Source organism: Xanthomonas graminis pv. graminis, from assembly GCF_030168915.1.
Lineage (GTDB): Bacteria > Pseudomonadota > Gammaproteobacteria > Xanthomonadales > Xanthomonadaceae > Xanthomonas_A > Xanthomonas_A translucens.
On record NZ_CP076255.1, the window covers coordinates 3,068,405 to 3,085,831 of the forward strand.

The window sequence follows — 17,427 nt, forward strand, 5'->3', positions numbered from 1 at the left end:
GCTGCACAACGCGCTGACCGCGCAACGGCGTTAACAAAGGGCGTCGCGCGGTGCCGGCCGATCCTGCAGCGACGTGCATTGCACGTTCATGGGCCGCCCGATCGCCGGCCGCCAGTAACAGGTGTCGCTGGCGTATCGCTGGTAGCGCCTGCGCGTTGCCAGCGCCGACATGTGCGATCGGCACGCTGTTGTAGGCGGCTCCGGGTGGCCTCGGCCCATCAGCCGCGACAGCGGCTCTACCGGCAACACTATGTCGCGGCTGAAGCCGCTCCTACAATGGCGTGCGGATCGCCGGCTGGGGGGTGCACTGCAGGAGCGGCTTCGGCCGCGACAACTGCCGAAGCCGGAAGGCCACCGCTACGCTCGTCGCCGCTGAAGTTGCTCCTACAACAGGAGGTTGCCGCCGCTGCCGACCGCAGCGCGGAACCGGCCATGGAACGCCGTGGCGTACCTGGCCGCGCAGGCCATGATGCGCACGTGCAGCTGGTCGTCGGCATCCAGCCCCCAGCTGCGCCGCTCACTCTCCCCGGTACTGGCTATCCGACACCGGCTCCAGCCAGGTCACCAGCGTACCGTCCAGCGCTTCGGTAATGGCGATATGGGTCATCGCCACCTGCGCCGCTGGCGCCGTGCCAGTGCTTGACCCCCGGTGGAATCCACACGACGTCGCCGGGGTGGATCTCCTGCAGTGGCTTGCCCCATTCCTGCACGCGGCCGACACCGGCGGTGACGATCAGGGTCTGGCTCAACGGATGGGTGTGCCAGACGGTGCGTGCGCCAGGTTCGAAACTGACCGTGGCGCCGCCGAAACGCGCCGGCGCAGCGCCCTGGAACGGCGAATCGATGCGTACCGCGCCAGTGAAATACGCCTCAGCGGCAACCGCCGAAGCGGCCGTGCCGGCACGGGTGAGCCGGATCATCTTGGCGTCTTCGTCGGTCACCGCAGCGGTCAGCGTCGACAGCGGCATGGCGTTGGCAAACAGGTTCATCGGGATGTCCTTTGCATGGGGGAGCGGTCGCAACTGTAGTCGCGCCGCGCCAGCGACACTAGCGCACGCCAGGCGCATGCCGCTACAAACGCCGCCAAAAACCCAGCGTGCGCGCTGAAGCGAATGATCACTGCATTTTCCGGGATTAATTCGTAGACGATCCGTGTGCAGCCGGTCCGCACACCGGTGAAAATCCCATGCAATGGCGCGGCAATCGGCACACTCCCGGCACTGCTGCAACCCACGTCATGCTTTGTCGCTGCGGCTGCGATTGCAGCAAAAACAGCTCTCCCCATAAAGTACGGCGTTGCTGCAACCATGCATGCAGCACGCGCGGCGCGGAAGGCGCTTGGCGCAGCGTATCGGCGGCATCCGCGCCGGAAAATCTACACGCGGTCGCAGCTGCGCGATCGACCTCCCTCCCCCCATGGATCCTGCAGATGACGCTTTCCCGCACCAGGCACGCAGCAGCGCTGCTCTCGACACTCGCGCTCGGTGTTTGCAGCGCCGCCGCCCCGGCGAATCCGGCCGATGCCGGCGACCCGCTGTTCCGTTACCAGTGGTACCTCTCCAACCAGGGCCAGGCCGTCATCGGCGACACATTGCCGACGCCCGGCATCGACCTGGACGTGGACATCCTGCATCAGCTAGGCATCCGCGGTGCCGGGGTCGAGGTCGCCGTGGTCGATGGCGGCCTGGAGATCGGCCATGAGGATCTGGCCGCCAACGTGGTGCCGAACGGATCGCACAACTTCATCGACGGCTCGCACGATCCCAAGCCGATCGATGCCGACGACTCTCACGGGACCGCTGTGGCCGGCATCATCGCCGCCGTCGGCTGGAACGGCAAAGGCGGCCGCGGCGTGGCGCCGGAAGCGGCACTGGCCGGCTTCAACTTCATCGCTGCTGAAAGGAATGCTGCCTTTGACGGACTGAGCGCCATACGTTACGCATGGGGCAACGGCGCCGAGGCCAAACGCGCCGACGTGTTCAACAACAGTTGGGGCATGTTGTCGAACTTCTACCCCGGCTATTCCGTCGAGGACCAGTATTCGTGGGAGAAGCTGATGCGCAGCATGCGCAACGGCAAAGGCGGCATCTACGTCAAGGCGGCCGGCAACCAGTTCTCCGATTTCCTGGTCCTCGATGCGCAGGGCCAACCGGTGGACCAGTGCTCCGACAACGCGCGGCGTTACAACGTCGGCTGCGGGCTGGCCAATGTGGATCCGCGGAACGACCTGATCACTACCATCGTGGTCAGCGGCGTCAACGCGCGAGGCGTACGCAGTTCGTATTCCTCGCCCGGCTCGGCGGTATGGGTCGCCGGTCTTGGCGGCGAGTACGGCTACCAGAAGCGCTACGATTCGAATCCGCAAAAATCGAAGCTGGCACGTGCCGACTTCGACACGAATCCCAGGTTCGATCCCGCGCTCGTGAGCACCGACCTGAGCGGCTGTGCGGACGGCATGAACCGCGATGGCAGCGGCACCATGCACAACGCGCTGGACACCAGCAAATCGCCGATCGACGCCTCGTGCAACTACACCGCAAGCATGAACGGCACCTCTGCCGCCACACCCACCGTCGCCGGCGTGGCGGCGCTGATGCTGAGCGTCAACCCGCAGCTGACCTGGCGCGATGTGAAGTACATCCTGGCCACGACGGCGCAGCAGATCGATCCCGGACAGCCCAAGGCGGTCTACAACGGTAGCGTGATCGATCCGGGCTGGATCAGCAATGCCGCCGGCCATGCCTTCAGCAACTGGTATGGCTTCGGCCTGGTGGACGCCGCCGCCGCGGTCCATACCTCGGCCCATTTCGTTTCGCTGCCGCCGATGCAGGACACCGGCTACAAGGCTTACCACGGGCCGGCGAGCAAGATCGGCGGCGTCGCCGCGCCGGCCACGCTCAGCATCGACATCAAACAGACATTCAAGATCGAAGCGGTGCAGCTGTACTTCGACACCACGCACAAGGATCCGAGCGCACTGCGCGTGGTCCTGATTTCCCCGCACGGCACCCGCAGCCATGTGCTGACGCCGTTCTCCACACTGAACAAGGCGGCGTTCGCCGGAGGCACCGAGATCTCGCTCACCGCCAGCAACGCATTCCTGGACGAAGACTCGGCCGGGCCATGGACGCTGGAGGTGACCGACATGCTCGCCGACAATGGCCAGGAAAAGCTCCAGAAATTCGAAATCCGCATGGTGGGACACTGACATGAACACGACCGCTCTCGCACTTTTCGCCCTCCTCGCCATCACCGCCGCGGCGCCGGCATCGGCGCAATACGCCGACGCCAAGGCCCTGCACCAGGCGGCGACCGGCGCGCGCTTCCAGGCCGGCCGCGCCAGCTTCCGCGTGCTGCCGGACGCCGTAGTGCGATCGACCTCGGCCATGGCGCAAACCACCTGGCAGCACACCGAGCCCACCGCGGGCGATGGCGTCGTTGCCGCGCGCATCGGGCCGTATGCCGTGGTGCTCAACGGCAGCGGGCGCATCGCGAGCGCGACCGACGCAGGCGCGGCCGGTACCAGCGGCATGCGGGTGGCGATCAACGAACGCAGCGGCCAGCCGGTACTGCTCACCGGCAGGCTCAAACTGTTGGGCACCACGCCGGACGTCGCGCAGGCACTGGCCCGCCGCAGCGCAGGCAGCGTCGTCTACGCCTCCGACATCGACGGCAGCGCCATGCTCGACTACGGCTCGGCCGATGCCGCGCTGCGCGCATGGCAGCAACTGCGGGGCGCGCCCGGCACGCGCGAGGTCGCGATGGACATGATCCAGGGCGTCAACCAGACACTGTGACGCGACGCGTGCCAGCGGGTGCCAGCGCGGCACTGGCTGGCCGCGCTGCTCGCAGCGGAAACGCTGCTGCCGTGCCTGTTCGCAGCGTGACTGTTCGCAGTGCTGAAGAACCGATTGCAGGCGGACCTGCGCGAGATGCCACGGCACGCGCGGCAGTTGGTCTTCGGGGCCGAGTGCCACTGTAGGAGCAACTTCAGCCGCGACAACTCCCGAAGCCGGAACGCCCACCGCTGCGCTCGTCGCGACTGACGTCGCTCCCACAAGGATTCCAGCGGCACCATAGAGCTACGAGGCCTCTTGTGGGAGGGACCGATGATGGCCGCGCATGAATGGCATGCCCTGCTCCGGCGTCCGCGACCATGGCCCGCGAAACCCTCAACGACCTGCTGGCCTTCGTCACCGTCGCGCGCGAAGCCAGCTTCACCCGCGCCGCCGCGCAGCTGGGCCTGTCGCAGTCGGCGCTCAGCCACAGCATGCGCGGGCTGGAAACGCGGCTGGGCGTGCGCCTGCTGACCCGCACCACGCGCAGTGTGGCGATGAACGAGGCCGGCGAACGCCTGTTCGACACGCTGGCGCCGCGGCTGGAAGAGATCGACGCCGAACTGGCGGCAATCGCCGACTTCCGCAACCGCCCCGCCGGCACCATCCGCATCACCACCGCCGGCCACGCCGCCGACGCCTACGTGTGGCCGAAGCTGGCGCAGGTGCTGCCGCGCTACCCGGAGCTGAAGGTGGAGCTGACCGTGGACGACGGCCTGGCCGACATCGTCGCGTAGCGTTACAACATCGGCATCCGCTTCGGCGACCAGATCGCCAAGGACATGATCGCGGTGCCGATCAGCCCGCCGCAGCGCATGGCGGTGGTGGCGGTGGTGGTGGCGGTGCCGGACTACTTCGCGCACCGTGCCGCGCCGCTGGCGCCGGCCGAGCTGGCGCAGCACGACTGCATCGGCCTGCGCCTGCCCACCCATGGCGGATTGCTACCCTGGGATTTCGCCAAGGACGGCCGCGAGGTGAAAGTGTGCGTGGACGGGCAATGGACCTTCAACGCCAGCACGCCGATCCTGCGCGCGGCACTGGCCGGCGCGGGCATGGCGTTCCTGCCGGAGACGATGGTGCCGGAGCCCATCGCAGCAGGCCGGTTGCGCCGCGTGCTCGACGCCTGGCGCGATACCTTCGAAGGCTACTACGCCTACTACCCGAGCCGACGCCAGTCGTCGAGCGCGTTGAAGCTGGTGATCGACGCGTTGCGGCATCCGCAGGACGATCGCGCGGGGGTCGCCACGCGCGGCTGAGCGCGCGAGCGCAGGCGCCGCATGCTGCGCGCCGCGCGTGCATGCCGCAGTGCGTCGGACGACAGGTCCCGGCACGCGGCCTGACGTTCGCCGTTGCTGGCGACGCACAGCGCATAAAGCACCGCGCGCGTCGCCACCTGTGCCACCAGCGCAAGGCAGCGCTGCGCGACACACCCCAGCCTCAGCGGCCGACCAGCTGCTGCCGTTCCGGGCTGTAGCGATCGCCGACGATGGCCGCCGCATCCAGCGTGTCCTGGATCCGCGCCAGGTCGGACGCATCGAGCTGCAGTTCGACCGCGCCCAGGTTCTCCTCCAGCCGATGCAAGTTGGTCGTGCCCGGGACACGATAGTGCGCGGCGGCGCCGGGATCGGAGCCCCTGCGGCGCATGCGCCTATGAACCGCGATCATGAAACGGGAGGCGCGCGCAACGACGACGCGATGCCGGTGGCGCTGCGCATGGCGACGCGCATCGGCGCCAGCGACGGCGGCTTGTAGGCGAGCGGATACGCGCTCGCACAGCGCGGCCAATGCGACCCATCGCTGCAGTGCAGCATTGCCATAATCGTATGGCCGCTGCGATTTAAATCATTGGTCGCGTGCCGCCGGTGCCGCCTATCCTCGGCCCTGCATTCGCGCCGCCGTGGCGCGCGCGGACGCCCCCGTTGCATGCGCAACGACACCCCCCGCAACAGCGTAGAGGACACCCGCACGATGGCAGGACCAATGGGGCCGACGGCTCCGCTCTCCCCCTCCGCTCCGCTCGCCGACAACGCGCCCTCCTACCGCGCCGCGCTGTCGCTGCTGGCCTCGCTGTTCTTCATGTGGGGCTTCATCACCGTCATCAACAACACCTTGCTGCCGCACCTGCGCAGCGTGTTCGAGCTGAGCTACACCCAGGCCACGCTGATCGAGTCGGTCTGGTTCATCGCCTACTTCTTCGCCTCGCTGCCGTCGGCCAAGCTGATCGAACGGATCGGCTACCAGCGCGCGCTGGTGATCGGCCTGGGCATCATGGCGCTGGGCGCGCTGGGCATGATCGCGGCCGCGCGCCTGGTCTCGTACGGCATCACCCTCGGCTCGCTGTTCGTGATCGCCAGCGGCATCACCTTGCTGCAGGTCGCGGCCAATCCCTACGTCGCCGTGATCGGCAGCGCGGACACCGCCTCGGCGCGGCTCAACCTGGTGCAGGCGTTCAACTCGGTCGGCACCACTCTGGCGCCGCTGTTCGGCGGTTATCTGATCCTCGGCCGCTCGGCCTCCGGCACCGCCAAGGGCGACGCCGTGCTGAGCCAGGCCGAACGCCTGGCCGACGCGCAGTCGGTGCAGCTGCCCTACCTGATCGTCGCCGGGGTGCTGGTGGTGCTGGCCATCGTCATCGCCCGCTTCAAGCTGCCGGCGCTGGGCCAGGCCACCCGGCGCGCCACCGGCCAGGAACGCGCCAGCCATTCGCTGTGGCGGCATCGCAACCTGGTGCTCGGCATCCCGGCCATCTTCATCTACCTGATCGCCGAGATCGGCGTGTCCAACCTGTTCATCAATTTCGTGTCGCAGCCGCAGATCGGCAACCTCACCCATGAGCAGGCCTCGCACTACCTGTTCCTGCTGTGGGGCGGAATGATGGTGGGGCGCTTCGCCGGCAGCGTGCTGATGCGCCGCATCGCGCCGGAGACCGTGCTGGCGCTGTTCTCGGTCGGCGCGTTCGTGGTGGTGCTGCTGACGGTGCTCACCACCGGCCACGTCGCGATGTGGTCGCTGATCGCGGTGGGCCTGTTCCACTCGATCATGTTCCCGACCATCTTCACCCTCGGCATCAAGGGCCTGGGTCCGCTCACCGAGGAAGGCTCCGGCCTGCTGATCATGGCCATCGCCGGCGGCGCGCTGGTGGTGGTGCAGGGCTGGCTGGCCGACCATGTCGGCCTGCAGCGCGCCTTCCTGCTCACCGCCGCGTGCGAGCTGTACGTGCTGTTCTATGCGCTATGGGGCGCGAAGACGCCGCCTGCCCACCGCCTAGCCGCACGCAGGCCAGCCGCACGCAGGCGATCGTGTGGCGCTGTTGTGGCGCTGTACCATTCGGCGCCGGCAGGCTTGGCAGCCGGCGCATGCGGCCTTGCGCAAGCGCCGCCCTACCCCGCGCAGCGCGCGCACAGCCCGTGCACTTCCAGGGTCTGCGCCTGCGGCTGGAAGCCCAGCGCCTTGGCGCGCTGTTCCAGTTGCGCGACCACGTCGCGGTCTTCGAGCTCGACCGCGCTGTGGCAGCGGTCGCAGATCAGGAACGGGACGGAATGCTGGGCGCTGCTGGGGTGGTGGCAGGCGACGAAGGCGTTGACCGACTCGAGCTTGTGCACGAAGCCGTTGGCCATCAAGAAGTCCAGCGCGCGGTACACGGTGGGCGGCGCATCGGCGCCCACGCTCTTGCCCTCGCGCACCCATTCCAGCAGGTCGTAGGCCTTCACCGGGCGTCCCGCCTCGGCGATCAGGCGCAGCACGTTGGCGCGGATCGGGGTCAGCCGCAGCCCGCGTTCGCGGCTCACCCGCTCCACCACCTTGACGAAGTCGTCGGCGTCGTGGACGTGGTGGTGCGGCTCGGTGCAGGCGGTCTTCTTGCTGGACATGGGCTTCTCCCGGGAATCAGCTTCCCGCTGGGATCTTGATGAGCGCGGCATCGATGCGTTTCAAGGCCTGCTCGCGCCCGGCCAGGTACACCGTGTACGAAATGTCCGGGCTGACCTGGGTGCCGGTGATGGCCACGCGCAGCGGCTGCGCCACCTTGCCCATGCCGATCTCCAGCGCCGCGGCGGCGTCGTGCAGCGCGGCGGACACGCCGTCCACGCTCCACTGCCCCAGCGCGGCCAGCAGCTCGCGCGCCTTGCCCAGCGCCAGTTCCGCGCCCGGCTTCAGGTGCTTGGCCACTGCGGCCTCATCGTAGGCTTCCAGCGGCCGGTACCAGACCACCGCCTTCTCGGCCATTTCCTTCAGCGTCTGCACGCGCTCGCGCAGCGCCACCACCACGTCGGTGGCGGCCGGGCCGGCGGCGGGGTCGATGCCGAGCTTGGCCAGCTGGTCCTCCAGCTGCGGCGCGATCGTGGCCGGGTCGTCGGTCTTGAGATAATGCTGGTTGACCCAGCCGAGCTTGGCCATGTCCAGCCGCGCGGCCTTGGAGTTGACGTCCTTGACGTCGAACAGGTCGATCAGCTCCTGGCGGCCGAACAGTTCCTGGTCGCCGTGCGACCAGCCCAGCCGTGCCAGGTAGTTGATCAGCGCGTGCGGCAGGTAGCCGGCGTCCTTGTACTGCATCACGTCGGCCGCGCCGGTGCGCTTGGACAGCTTGGCGCCCTGCTCGTCCAGGATCATCGGCATGTGCGCGAACTTCGGCAACGGGGCGCCCAGCGCCTCGTAGATGTTGATCTGGCGCGGGGTGTTGTTGATGTGGTCGTCGCCGCGGATGACTTCGGTGATGCCCATGTCCCAGTCGTCCACCACCACCGCGAAGTTGTAGGTGGGATAGCCGTCGGGGCGGAAGATCACCATGTCGTCGAGTTCGCTGTTGGCGATCTCGATGCGGCCCTTGATCAGGTCGTCGAACACCACGCTGCCGCCGACCGGGTTCTTGAAGCGGATCACCCGGTTCGGGTCGTCGCGGTACGCCAGGTTCTGCTCGCGTGCGGCGCCGTTGTAGCGCGGCTTTTCCTGCTTGGCCATGGCCGCCTCGCGCATCGCGTCGAGTTCCTCGCGGGTCTCGTAGGCGTAGTAGGCCTTGCCGGCGGCGAGCAGCTGTTCGGCCACCTCCTGGTAGCGGGCGATGCGCTGGGTCTGATAGACCGGGCCTTCGTCGTAGTCCAGGCCGAGCCAGTCCATCGCTTCGAGAATGGCGTCGATCGCCGCCTGGGTGCTGCGCTCGCGGTCGGTGTCCTCGATGCGCAGCACGAACTCGCCGCCGCGGTGGCGCGCCTCCAGCCAGCAGTACAGCGCGGTGCGTGCGCCGCCGATGTGCAGATAACCGGTAGGACTGGGGGCGAAACGGGTGCGGCAGGCCATGGAACGCTCGGAGCAAACGGGGATCGGGCGATTTTACCCCGCCGTGCCCGACGGCGGTGCCGTGCCTGGGCTTTTCCATTGTAGGAGCGGCTTCAGCCGCGACATGACCTTACCGGAGAGTACCTGTCGCGGCTGAAGCCGCTCCTACAAAAGACCCTGGCAGGGCCCGCCACCACGATTGGGACAGGCGCTAACGCAGCAGATCGCCGTGCACGACGCACTCGCCGTCGCTGCGCGCCGGCCCCGGCGCGTCGTACAGCACCAGCCAGCTCGGCACGCCGCCGGACAGCGCCGGCGGCAGGTTGCACAGCGCTTCGGCGCGGTCGCTGTCCTCGCCGTGCGGCAGCGCCAGCGACTTGACCAGCTCGCGCTGGAACCGCACCGGCTCGCGATTGGCGGCCAGCGCCGCGCGCGCGCCGGGCCAGCGGAACAGGCGGATCTCGCCGTTCAGCACCATGGTCGGGCCGGCCAGCAGGTACAGGTCCTCGCCGTGGAAATGCAGGTCGCGCACGCCCAGCCCGCCCAGTTGCAGGAAATGCTTGCGCAGCAAGGTCCCCTCTGCATCCAGCGGCACCAGCCGCAAATGGTCGTGGTGCGCTTGGACCGCGATCTCCAGCAGCCCGGCCCAGCCGCGCAGCACCGGGCCGCGCAGGCCCAGCAGCAGGCGCTGGCCGACCACTGCCATGCCTTCGATATCGAAGCCGTTGTCCTTGCCGGGAATCTTCAGGTAGGCGCCGAAGTGCGGATCGTCTTCGAGCAGTGCGGTGAGCTGGTTGTGCCTGGCGTCGCCCTTCAGCCGCAGCGCGCGGCGGCCGTCGGCGGCTGCGCGCACCAGCTGCGGCGCGCCGTCGGCCGCGCGTTCGATCGGCAGGCAGGCGAGCAGGCGGCGGTTGGCGTCGAGCTTGAGCCTGGCCAGGCGCTTGCCGTTGGCGGCGTCGTCGCGATCCGGCTTGGCATTCTTGCGCTTCATGCCGTGCGAGCCGACCACCCACAGGTAGCCGGGCGACAGCGCCATGCCTTCCAGGTCGGCCTCTTCGTCGTGGTCGCCGGGCAGGTCGAGCAATTCGCCGAGGGCGAAACTGCGGCCCTCGCCGAAGCGCAGCGCCTCCTCGCCGAGCGGCGCCAGCGCATGCAGGCGATCGACCGCGCAGGCTTCGTCGCCGGCCACCCACAGCCAGTCGTCGGTGAAGGCGGCGCCGGACAGGTTGGCGTGGACCAGCGCGCCGGGCGCGAATTCCAGGCGCACGGCGTGCGGCAGCAGGGTCTTGGGGATCAAAGCGCTACACCGGGAGCGGATGGAAGACGCAGCAAAGCGCATCGCGCGTTCGGATCGCGTGTGCTGCGGCCGCGGTGGCGGTGCGCAGCGTGTTCGCGGCGGCACCAGGCGCGCCGCAGCCCTAATCGAAGCCGGCCAGCTCCGCGCGCACGATGGCCGGGGCCAGCTGACCGCGCCAGTCGCGGTCGTTGGCGACCTGGGCGCGGGCGCGGCTGGCTTCGAACGCGGCGAAGTCCAGCTCGGCGAGCGCCCAGACCTGCTCGCCCCGGGTCTGCGCGACGATGCCGTCGGCCGGGAAGCCGGCGTCCATCGGCGCATAGATCGCCGCCTCGCCGGTGTTCACGTCCAGCGCCGGGCTCCATTCGGCCAGCCCGGCGGTCACCGACTGCGCGACGAAGATGCGGTTCTCCAGCGCACGCGCCAGGCAGCCGATGCGCACGCGGGTGGCGCCGGCCTCGGTGTCGGTGCAACTGGGCACCACCAGCAGCCGCGCGCCGGCCTCGTACTGGGCGCGCACCGGCAGCGGGAACTCGCTGTCGTAGCAGACCGCCACCCCGGCGCGCACACCGTCGTCCGCCGCGAACACCTTCAGCGCGTCGCCGCCGTCGATCAGGCCGGTGGCCTTCTCGAAGCCGGTCAGTTGCAGCTTGTCCTGCCAGCCGTGGCGGCCGTCGGGCGCGAACCAGTAGGCGCGGTTGCGGTAACGCCCCTCACCGCTGGCCAGCAGGAAGCTGCCGGCGAGCAGATGCAGGCGATGCCGCTGCGCCAGCTGCGCGAACAGCGCCAGGTACTGCGGATGCAGCGCCTGGATCGCCACCAGCGACGCCGGCAGGTCCTCGGCCACGGCCGCGGCGAAGGTCGCGGCCAGTTCCAGCGACAGGTATTCGGGCAGCACCGCCAGCTGCGCGCCGGCCTGCGCGGCCTGGCCGATCAAGGCCGCCTGCTTGTCGGCGAAGGCGGCGAAATCGACCGGCGCGCCGATCGGATATTTGGCCACGGCGATCTTCATGCGGCGGGCTCCAGTGGGCGGGTCCAGAAACGCAAGGTATGCAGGATCTCGCCGCGGTCGATTTCGTCCCACGCCAGCTGCATGCGCAGCGACGGCTGGCGCACGTAGCCGCGCTTGTGCCAGAACGCGTCGTTGCCGCGGTAGCCCGGCGGGCGGCGCGGATCGTCGGGATCGCGCTCCACCGCGCAGAACGCGGTCAGCGCGAAGCGGCCGAGCGCGCGCGCATGCGCTTCGCGATGATCGAAGAAGGCATGGCCGACGCCGCGGCCGCGATACGCGGGCAACAGCACCGATTCGCCGAAATAGAACACGTCCGTTACCGCGATGGCGCTGCCGGCGAAGGCCGCGCCGAAGGCCTCGGTGTCGTCGCCCAGCGGCAGCCCGGTGGAGGCGCCGACCACGCGCTCGCCGTCGCGCGCCAGCACGAACACGCTGTCGGGCGAGGCGGCGTAGGCGGACAGGTAGTCGCGCTCGTAGTCCAGGTCGCCGGCGTACAGATACGGCCAGTCGCGGAACACGGCGATGCGCAGCCGCGCGACATCGTCCAGGAACGGGGCGATCTGCGCGCCGCGCAGGCGCTGGATGGGGGGCGGAGCGTCCATCGGTGAACTCTACCGCAGGCATTTGCGTGGCGCTGCCGGCTTGGCGCTGCCCTGCTCCGCGTGGTGTCTTGCCGCCGGCCTCGCCACGCCATCCCTGGCAGGCGTCCTGCCCGTCTCCCCTGCTGTCGCGGCTGCGACACCGGTGCAGTAGCGCCCGGGTCGCCAGGTTCGTCACCGCCACCAGCGGCACAGCAGCGCCGCCTGCGCCGGCAACAGCAGCAGCTGTGCGCGTCCCTGCGCTTCCCAGGTCACGAAGCCCGGACCGTGCGCGGTAGCGCGGTCCTGCGCGGGCTGCGCCCAGGCCGAATCGCCGCGCAAGGCGCGCCATGCGCAGTAGCGCCACGGTTCGGCCTCGCCGGGCAAGGCGGCGCGCGCCTGCAGCGCCGCCGCCAGGAACGTCAGGCCGTGCGCGCCGAGCGCATCGCGGCTGCGTTCGCTCAAGCACAGCCACAGCGCGCCGCCGCGGTCGGCGGTGGTGACCAGCGCCGCCTGTGCGCTGCGCGCCAGCGCGGCGCCGGCATTGCCGCGATGCAGGCCGCGGGTGTCCAGCACGGCCGGCACCAGCGCCTGGAGGCGACGATGCAGATGGGTGTGTGCCGACATGGCGCGGTCCTGGTCGCGTGCCGGGTCAGCGCAACCCCGCGCCGAGTTCGTACCAGTCGATCTTGCGGGTGATCCACATGATCGCGGCGAGGATGCCGAACAGCGGCAGCGAGCCCATCAGCAAGGCGTTGTCTTCCGAGGCCAGCAATGCGTACAGCGCGCCGTACAGCACGCTGAGCATGCTGGCGAAGCCGGCGGCGCGGGCGCGGCTGCGCAATACCCCGCGCAGGTAGAAGAACTGCAGGCCGATGCAGGCCAATGCCGAGACCAGGTAGGCCTGCCAGAACGCGATGTGCTCGGACAGGCTGAGCAGCAGCAGGAAGAAGATCGCCAGCGCCAGGCCGACCAGCAGGTAGTGCAGAGGATGGATCGGCAGGCGCTTGATCAACTCGAACAGGGCGAAGGAGACGAAGGTCAGCACCACGAACAGGATGCCGTACTTGCTGGCGCGATCGGCCTGGGTATAGACATCGACCGGATCGACCAGGTCCACGCGCAGCGCATCGAGGTCCTCGCTGCCGGAGGCCAGTTGTCCCTGCGCGCCGCTGGCCAGCGACGACAGCGCCCAGTTGGCCTGGAAGCCCTGTTCGGTGATGCGCCGCTCGCTGGGCAGGAAGCGCCCGCCGAACAGCGGATGCGGCCACGGCAAGCTCAGCGCGATCTGGTTGTCGTCGCCGACCGGCACGATCGACAGGCCCTGCGTGCCATCGAGCACGAACTCCATTTCCACACTGTGCAGATCGGTGAGCTTGCCCTGGCGCGCATCGGCCAGCGCCGGCAGCAGCGCATGCACGCCCTGGCTGTGGCCGGCCAGCGCCAGCGACCCCGGCTGCAGCGCCAGCGCCTTGCCGTCGGTGCGCAGAGTGGGCGTACCGACCAGCCCGCGCACGTCCTGGATGCCCACCAGCAGATACGGCTGGCCATAGCGGCGGCCCTCGACCGCGGCGTAGGCGAGGTCGTCGAACTGCGCCTTGAGCCGCGCATGCCAGCGATACACCTGCACTTTGAACAGACCGATGCTGCGCTGCGACGGCTTCAGCTCGCCGCTGATCGCCAGGTGCCGCGGCGTTTGCAGGTCGTAGCCGGATTCGGTTTCGCGCTTGACGCTGCGCTTGCCCTCGGCATCGACCACCGCGACATCGCGCACCTGGGTCCATGGCACCACCCGCAACGGACCGAGCAGGCGCTGCTCGCCGGCCTTGCTCTGCGACACCCGCTGCACCGCTTCGTCGCGGTAGCGCTGGTGGTCATGCACGGTGCCGCGGATCATCAGCAGCAGGATCAGCAGCAACAGGATCAATCCGCCGATGGTGGCGAATCGCAGGACCAGCTTCAGGGATGTCATCGGCGTTCCTCGGTGGTGGAGGACGCCAGGGTGCCGCCGCTGCGTGTGCGGGGTTTGAGGCGAAGTTGAAGCGAGTGTGAAGTCGGAGCGTGGGCGCGACAAAGTGGGAATCTGGGATGAATGCCCGTACCCGACTTCGGTTGCGCTTTCATGACTTCGCGCGCCGCCCTCGCCTGCACGCGTCCACCGACGAATCATAGTGTCGCGCTTCGTTCCGATTCAGGTGATGGTCGGGCCGCGATTGCACCGGCCTCTCCAGACTGGTCGCGATCGTTTGCCTCGCGCACCCGATCGCCGCCCGCCTGGTTGCTGCGGCACGGCCCACGAAACGCGTGATCTTCCTTTCCATCCACCCACAGGAAACCTCCATGGCTCTGCATCGCCCAATCACTTCCGGCCTTTTCGGCCTGCTCGCGCTGTCGGCATTTGCGCTCGCGCATGCGCAATCGCATGGCATGGGTCTGAAGCCTTCCGCCACGGTACAGCAGGTGCTGCCGCTGTTCGCCACCGATGAGCAACGTGCCGAGCCGCTGCCGCAACGCGTCTCCCTGAAACAGTGGGCGATCGAACCAGGCGACCAGAAAGAGGTTGGCTCCTGCGCATCGTGGGCGACCGCGCATACGCTGGCTGGCTGGTATGCGAAATTCACGGGACAGAAGGTCACCAAGTTCGCGCCGATGTACCTGTACACGCAGGTCAACGGCGGAGGCGACAACGGTTCCACCCTGGCAGCGCCGCTGGACGTCGCCCTGGCCCAGGGCATCGATACGGAACGCCATTACTTCCAGGGCGGCTACGATTACCTGACCCCGCCGACCAAAGAGGAGCATGAAAACGCCGCCAAGTACAGGCAACCTTACCAATATAAGGTGATCTTCTCGGACTGGAGCGAAGAGGGCGGTGGCCGACCGCTGATCCAGCAGATCAAGGCGGCGCTCGCCAATTCCACGCCGGTCGCCATCGGCTTCCTCCCGCGCCAGGGCTTCGAATCCCTTACCGCCACCAACAACGTGGATTACGACGACAGCAGCCCGATCGTCGGAGGTCACGAGGTCATCGCCCTCGGTTACGACGAAGAAGGCCTGCTGATCGAGAACAGCTGGGGCAAGGGCTGGGGCGACAAGGGCTTCGCCAAGCTCTCCTGGTCGGTGGTGGCCAAGGACGTGAAGGAGGCGGCGGTCGCCTACTAGCCGCTGGTCTGCGGCGATCCCGCCTCGCCGCAGCGACCTCGGACAGGCACAGCGCAGTGCCGGCACGCCGGCACTGCGCTGTCTTCAACCAAGCACCAGGCGCGCCAGCGCGCCGCCGCAGGCGCAGTTGCGCAGACTGGCCTCGCCGCCGTGCAGCCGCGCCACTTCGCGCACGAACGACAGCCCCAGGCCGGAACTGCGCTGCCCGGTCGCCGGCCGCGGCAACGAATAGAAGCGCTCGAACAGCCGCTGCAGCGCGTAAGCGGGTACGCCTGGACCCGCATCCTCCACCAGCAAGGCGATGCGCGCGTCCGCGGCGCGCTCTGCGCGCAGCACCACCATGCCGCCGGCGGGCGAGAACGCGATCGCGTTGTCGAGCAGATTGTGCAGCGCCTGCCGCAGCAGATACGGATCGCCGGCCAGCGCCAGCTCGGCGTCCGGCGTATGCACCTGCAGTTGCACGCCGCTGGCGCGCAACTGCGGCGCCAGCGCCTCGGCCAATTGCGCGAACAGCGGTGCCAGTGCGATGCGCTCGCGGCGCTGCAGCCAGCCGTGCTGCTCGACCTCGGCCAGCGCCAGCAGCTTGTCGATGGTCTCGGTGAGGCGTTGCTGCTGCTCGGCGATGTTGCGCACGAAGCGTTGCCGCTCCGCCTCCGGCAGCGGTTCCTGCAGCAGTTCGGCGGCGCCGCGGATCGCCGCCAGCGGGCTCTTCATCTCGTGGGTCAGCGACTGCACGTACTGCTCGACATAGGCCTTGCCCTCGAGCTTGCGCCGCATCGTCTCCAGCGCGCGGCCGAGGTCGCCGATCTCGTCGCGGCGCGGCGCGGCGGCGGCGGCGGCACCGGCTCGCCGGCGCTGACCGCCTGCGCGTAGCGGTTGAGGCGGCCGATGCCGCGCAACAGGCCCCAGGTCATCAACAGCCCGATCAGCGCGGAAATGCCGATCAGCCACGCGCCGCGCAACAGGATGCTGCGCTGGCTGGCGACGATGAACGGCTCGATGCTGCGATTGGGCTGCGCCAGGGTCAGCACGCCGATCAGGCGCCGCGCATCGGCCGGGTCGTAGATCGGCGCGGCCACGTGCATCACCGTGTGCTCGGGGTCGCCGTCGCCCTCGGCGCTGGAGCGCGCGCCGTAGTCGCCGCGCAAGGTGCGGTAGACGTCGTTCCAGCGAGAATTGTCGCGGCCCAGGTCCTGGCCGCGCGAATCGAACACCACCACGCCGGCCGCGTCGGTGATGGTGACCCGGTCATCGACGCTGCGCTTGGGGAACCGCCACACCATCGCGCGCGGATTGCGCCGCTGCGCCGCGCCGAGGTCGCGGGCGAAGGCGCCGCTGTCGATGCGCCCGGCCTTGAGGTCAGTGGCGGCCATCTGCGCCAGCACGTTGGCCGCGTCCACAAGGGTCGATTCCATCGCCTGGCGCACGCCCGGCTTGACCTCGTTGACGAACACCCGCATCACGAAGAACGCGGCGACGCCGACGATCAGGAAGAAGCCCAGGAACAGCTTCAGCCCCAGCCGCATCTCACTGCTCCAGCGCGTAGCCGAGGCCGCGATGGGTGCGGATCGGGTCGTGCGCGGCGCCGGCCGCGCGCAGTTTGGCGCGCAGCGTCTTGATGTGGGTGTCCACGGTGCGGTCGGCGCTGTCGGCGCTGCTGTCCCAGCCGCGGTCCATCAGTTGCGCGCGGCTGAGGATGGCGCCCGGCCGCTGCAGCAGCGCGGCGAGCAACGCGTATTCGTAGCGGGTCAGGTCCAGGGCGGCGTCGCCGTAGTGGATGCGGCGGCCGTCGCGGTCGATCGCGAACGCGCCGTGCCGCTGCCAGCCCTGCTCCGCGTCCGCGCTCGGCACAGGCGCCGGCCGCCGCAACCGCGCCCGCACCCGCGCCACCAGTTCGCGCGGCGAGAACGGTTTGGCCATGTAGTCGTCGGCGCCCAGTTCCAGGCCGAGCACGCGGTCGATCTCGTCGTTGCGCGCGGTCAGGAAGATCACCGGCACATGGCTGAAGCGGCGCAGTTCGCGGCACACCTCGAAGCCGCCCAGGTCCGGCAGGCCGACATCCAGCACCACCACGTCGATGCCGCCGGCGCGCGCCTGCGCCAGCGCCTCGCGCCCGAGCAGGCAGTGCCGCACCTGGTAGCCCTCGCTGCGCAACGCGTACAGCACCGTATCGGCGATGGCGGATTCGTCCTCGACGACGAGGACGCACGGGGCGGCGGGCGCGGACATGGCGCGCAGCATAGCCGCAACCCCCGCCCGCCCGTACACTGCCGC

Annotated in this window: 12 protein-coding genes and 5 pseudogenes; 5 read left to right on the forward strand and 12 right to left on the reverse strand. The window is 69.1% G+C overall.

Annotation, left to right across the window (positions count from 1 at the left end; all coding sequences use genetic code 11):
• Positions 1-393: 393 nt before the first annotated feature.
• Positions 394-501 (reverse strand): annotated as a pseudogene (locus KHF85_RS13270) (porphobilinogen synthase); the annotation flags it as partial.
• 16 nt (positions 502-517) lie between these two features.
• Positions 518-989: pseudogene (locus KHF85_RS13275) on the reverse strand ((R)-mandelonitrile lyase).
• 440 nt (positions 990-1,429) lie between these two features.
• On the opposite strand from KHF85_RS13275, the gene KHF85_RS13280 reads away from it, so the two are divergent.
• From KHF85_RS13280 to KHF85_RS13290, 3 genes and pseudogenes are all read left to right on the forward strand, one after another.
• Positions 1,430-3,208, forward strand: coding sequence for a S8 family serine peptidase (locus tag KHF85_RS13280; RefSeq protein WP_284569554.1), 1,779 nt, complete (start codon positions 1,430-1,432; stop codon positions 3,206-3,208).
• A gap of 1 nt (position 3,209) precedes the next feature.
• Positions 3,210-3,797 (forward strand): hypothetical protein, encoded by a 588-nt coding sequence (locus tag KHF85_RS13285; protein WP_284567019.1) that lies wholly within the window; start codon positions 3,210-3,212, stop codon positions 3,795-3,797.
• A 359-nt stretch (positions 3,798-4,156) separates the two neighbouring features.
• Positions 4,157-5,092 (forward strand): annotated as a pseudogene (locus KHF85_RS13290) (LysR family transcriptional regulator).
• A 181-nt stretch (positions 5,093-5,273) separates the two neighbouring features.
• Here the strand turns inward: KHF85_RS13290 and KHF85_RS13295 are convergent.
• Complete coding sequence (locus KHF85_RS13295; RefSeq protein WP_345782162.1) at positions 5,274-5,480, reverse strand: hypothetical protein; 207 nt, start codon at positions 5,478-5,480, stop codon at positions 5,274-5,276.
• A gap of 432 nt (positions 5,481-5,912) precedes the next feature.
• On the opposite strand from KHF85_RS13295, the pseudogene KHF85_RS13300 reads away from it, so the two are divergent.
• Positions 5,913-7,004: pseudogene (locus tag KHF85_RS13300) on the forward strand (sugar MFS transporter); the annotation flags it as partial.
• Positions 7,005-7,216: 212 nt separating this feature from the next.
• Here the strand turns inward: KHF85_RS13300 and KHF85_RS13305 are convergent.
• The 7 genes from KHF85_RS13305 to creD all read right to left on the reverse strand — a co-directional run bounded on the left by KHF85_RS13305 (position 7,217) and on the right by creD (position 13,963).
• The gene (locus KHF85_RS13305) at positions 7,217-7,705 is read right to left on the reverse strand and encodes a transcriptional repressor (protein ID WP_003472952.1); all 489 of its coding nucleotides are present in this window, start codon (positions 7,703-7,705) and stop codon (positions 7,217-7,219) included.
• Between the two features lie 16 nt (positions 7,706-7,721).
• Positions 7,722-9,128: a glutamate--tRNA ligase gene (gltX, locus tag KHF85_RS13310; RefSeq protein WP_284567020.1), complete on the reverse strand. Its 1,407-nt coding sequence runs from the start codon at positions 9,126-9,128 to the stop codon at positions 7,722-7,724.
• 190 nt (positions 9,129-9,318) lie between these two features.
• Positions 9,319-10,446, reverse strand: coding sequence for a DUF3616 domain-containing protein (locus KHF85_RS13315; protein WP_284567021.1), 1,128 nt, complete (start codon positions 10,444-10,446; stop codon positions 9,319-9,321).
• Positions 10,447-10,525: 79 nt separating this feature from the next.
• Positions 10,526-11,413, reverse strand: a complete 888-nt coding sequence (locus KHF85_RS13320; RefSeq protein ID WP_284567022.1) for a carbon-nitrogen hydrolase family protein — start codon at positions 11,411-11,413, stop codon at positions 10,526-10,528.
• A complete protein-coding gene (locus KHF85_RS13325; protein WP_284567023.1) occupies positions 11,410-12,015 on the reverse strand; it encodes a GNAT family N-acetyltransferase in 606 nt (201 codons plus the stop codon). The genes KHF85_RS13320 and KHF85_RS13325 overlap by 4 nt, the downstream gene beginning before the upstream one ends.
• A gap of 171 nt (positions 12,016-12,186) precedes the next feature.
• The gene (locus KHF85_RS13330; RefSeq protein ID WP_284567024.1) at positions 12,187-12,618 is read right to left on the reverse strand and encodes a hypothetical protein; all 432 of its coding nucleotides are present in this window, start codon (positions 12,616-12,618) and stop codon (positions 12,187-12,189) included.
• A gap of 25 nt (positions 12,619-12,643) precedes the next feature.
• Positions 12,644-13,963 (reverse strand): cell envelope integrity protein CreD, encoded by a 1,320-nt coding sequence (gene creD / locus KHF85_RS13335; protein WP_284567025.1) that lies wholly within the window; start codon positions 13,961-13,963, stop codon positions 12,644-12,646.
• 368 nt (positions 13,964-14,331) lie between these two features.
• Between creD and KHF85_RS13340 the strand changes: the two genes are divergently transcribed.
• The gene (locus tag KHF85_RS13340; RefSeq protein WP_284567026.1) at positions 14,332-15,153 is read left to right on the forward strand and encodes a C1 family peptidase; all 822 of its coding nucleotides are present in this window, start codon (positions 14,332-14,334) and stop codon (positions 15,151-15,153) included.
• Positions 15,154-15,237: 84 nt separating this feature from the next.
• On the opposite strand, the pseudogene creC reads toward KHF85_RS13340, so the two are convergent.
• A pseudogene (creC, locus tag KHF85_RS13345) lies at positions 15,238-16,679 on the reverse strand (two-component system sensor histidine kinase CreC).
• A gap of 1 nt (position 16,680) precedes the next feature.
• Positions 16,681-17,394: a two-component system response regulator CreB gene (gene creB, locus KHF85_RS13350; RefSeq protein WP_284567027.1), complete on the reverse strand. Its 714-nt coding sequence runs from the start codon at positions 17,392-17,394 to the stop codon at positions 16,681-16,683.
• Positions 17,395-17,427 lie beyond the last annotated feature (33 nt).

What these genes read in the sequence shown, in the direction of transcription:
- KHF85_RS13280 (WP_284569554.1), top strand. Translation starts at nt 1,430, where the DNA reads ATGACGCTTTCCCGCACCAGGCACGCAGCAGCGCTGCTCTCGACACTC.
- KHF85_RS13285 (WP_284567019.1), top strand. Translation starts at nt 3,210, where the DNA reads ATGAACACGACCGCTCTCGCACTTTTCGCCCTCCTCGCCATCACCGCC.
- KHF85_RS13295 (WP_345782162.1), bottom strand. Translation starts at nt 5,480, where the DNA reads ATGCGCCGCAGGGGCTCCGATCCCGGCGCCGCCGCGCACTATCGTGTC.
- KHF85_RS13305 (WP_003472952.1), bottom strand. Translation starts at nt 7,705, where the DNA reads ATGTCCAGCAAGAAGACCGCCTGCACCGAGCCGCACCACCACGTCCAC.
- gltX (WP_284567020.1), bottom strand. Translation starts at nt 9,128, where the DNA reads ATGGCCTGCCGCACCCGTTTCGCCCCCAGTCCTACCGGTTATCTGCAC.
- KHF85_RS13315 (WP_284567021.1), bottom strand. Translation starts at nt 10,446, where the DNA reads ATGCGCTTTGCTGCGTCTTCCATCCGCTCCCGGTGTAGCGCTTTGATC.
- KHF85_RS13320 (WP_284567022.1), bottom strand. Translation starts at nt 11,413, where the DNA reads ATGAAGATCGCCGTGGCCAAATATCCGATCGGCGCGCCGGTCGATTTC.
- KHF85_RS13325 (WP_284567023.1), bottom strand. Translation starts at nt 12,015, where the DNA reads ATGGACGCTCCGCCCCCCATCCAGCGCCTGCGCGGCGCGCAGATCGCC.
- KHF85_RS13330 (WP_284567024.1), bottom strand. Translation starts at nt 12,618, where the DNA reads ATGTCGGCACACACCCATCTGCATCGTCGCCTCCAGGCGCTGGTGCCG.
- creD (WP_284567025.1), bottom strand. Translation starts at nt 13,963, where the DNA reads ATGACATCCCTGAAGCTGGTCCTGCGATTCGCCACCATCGGCGGATTG.
- KHF85_RS13340 (WP_284567026.1), top strand. Translation starts at nt 14,332, where the DNA reads ATGGCTCTGCATCGCCCAATCACTTCCGGCCTTTTCGGCCTGCTCGCG.
- creB (WP_284567027.1), bottom strand. Translation starts at nt 17,394, where the DNA reads ATGCTGCGCGCCATGTCCGCGCCCGCCGCCCCGTGCGTCCTCGTCGTC.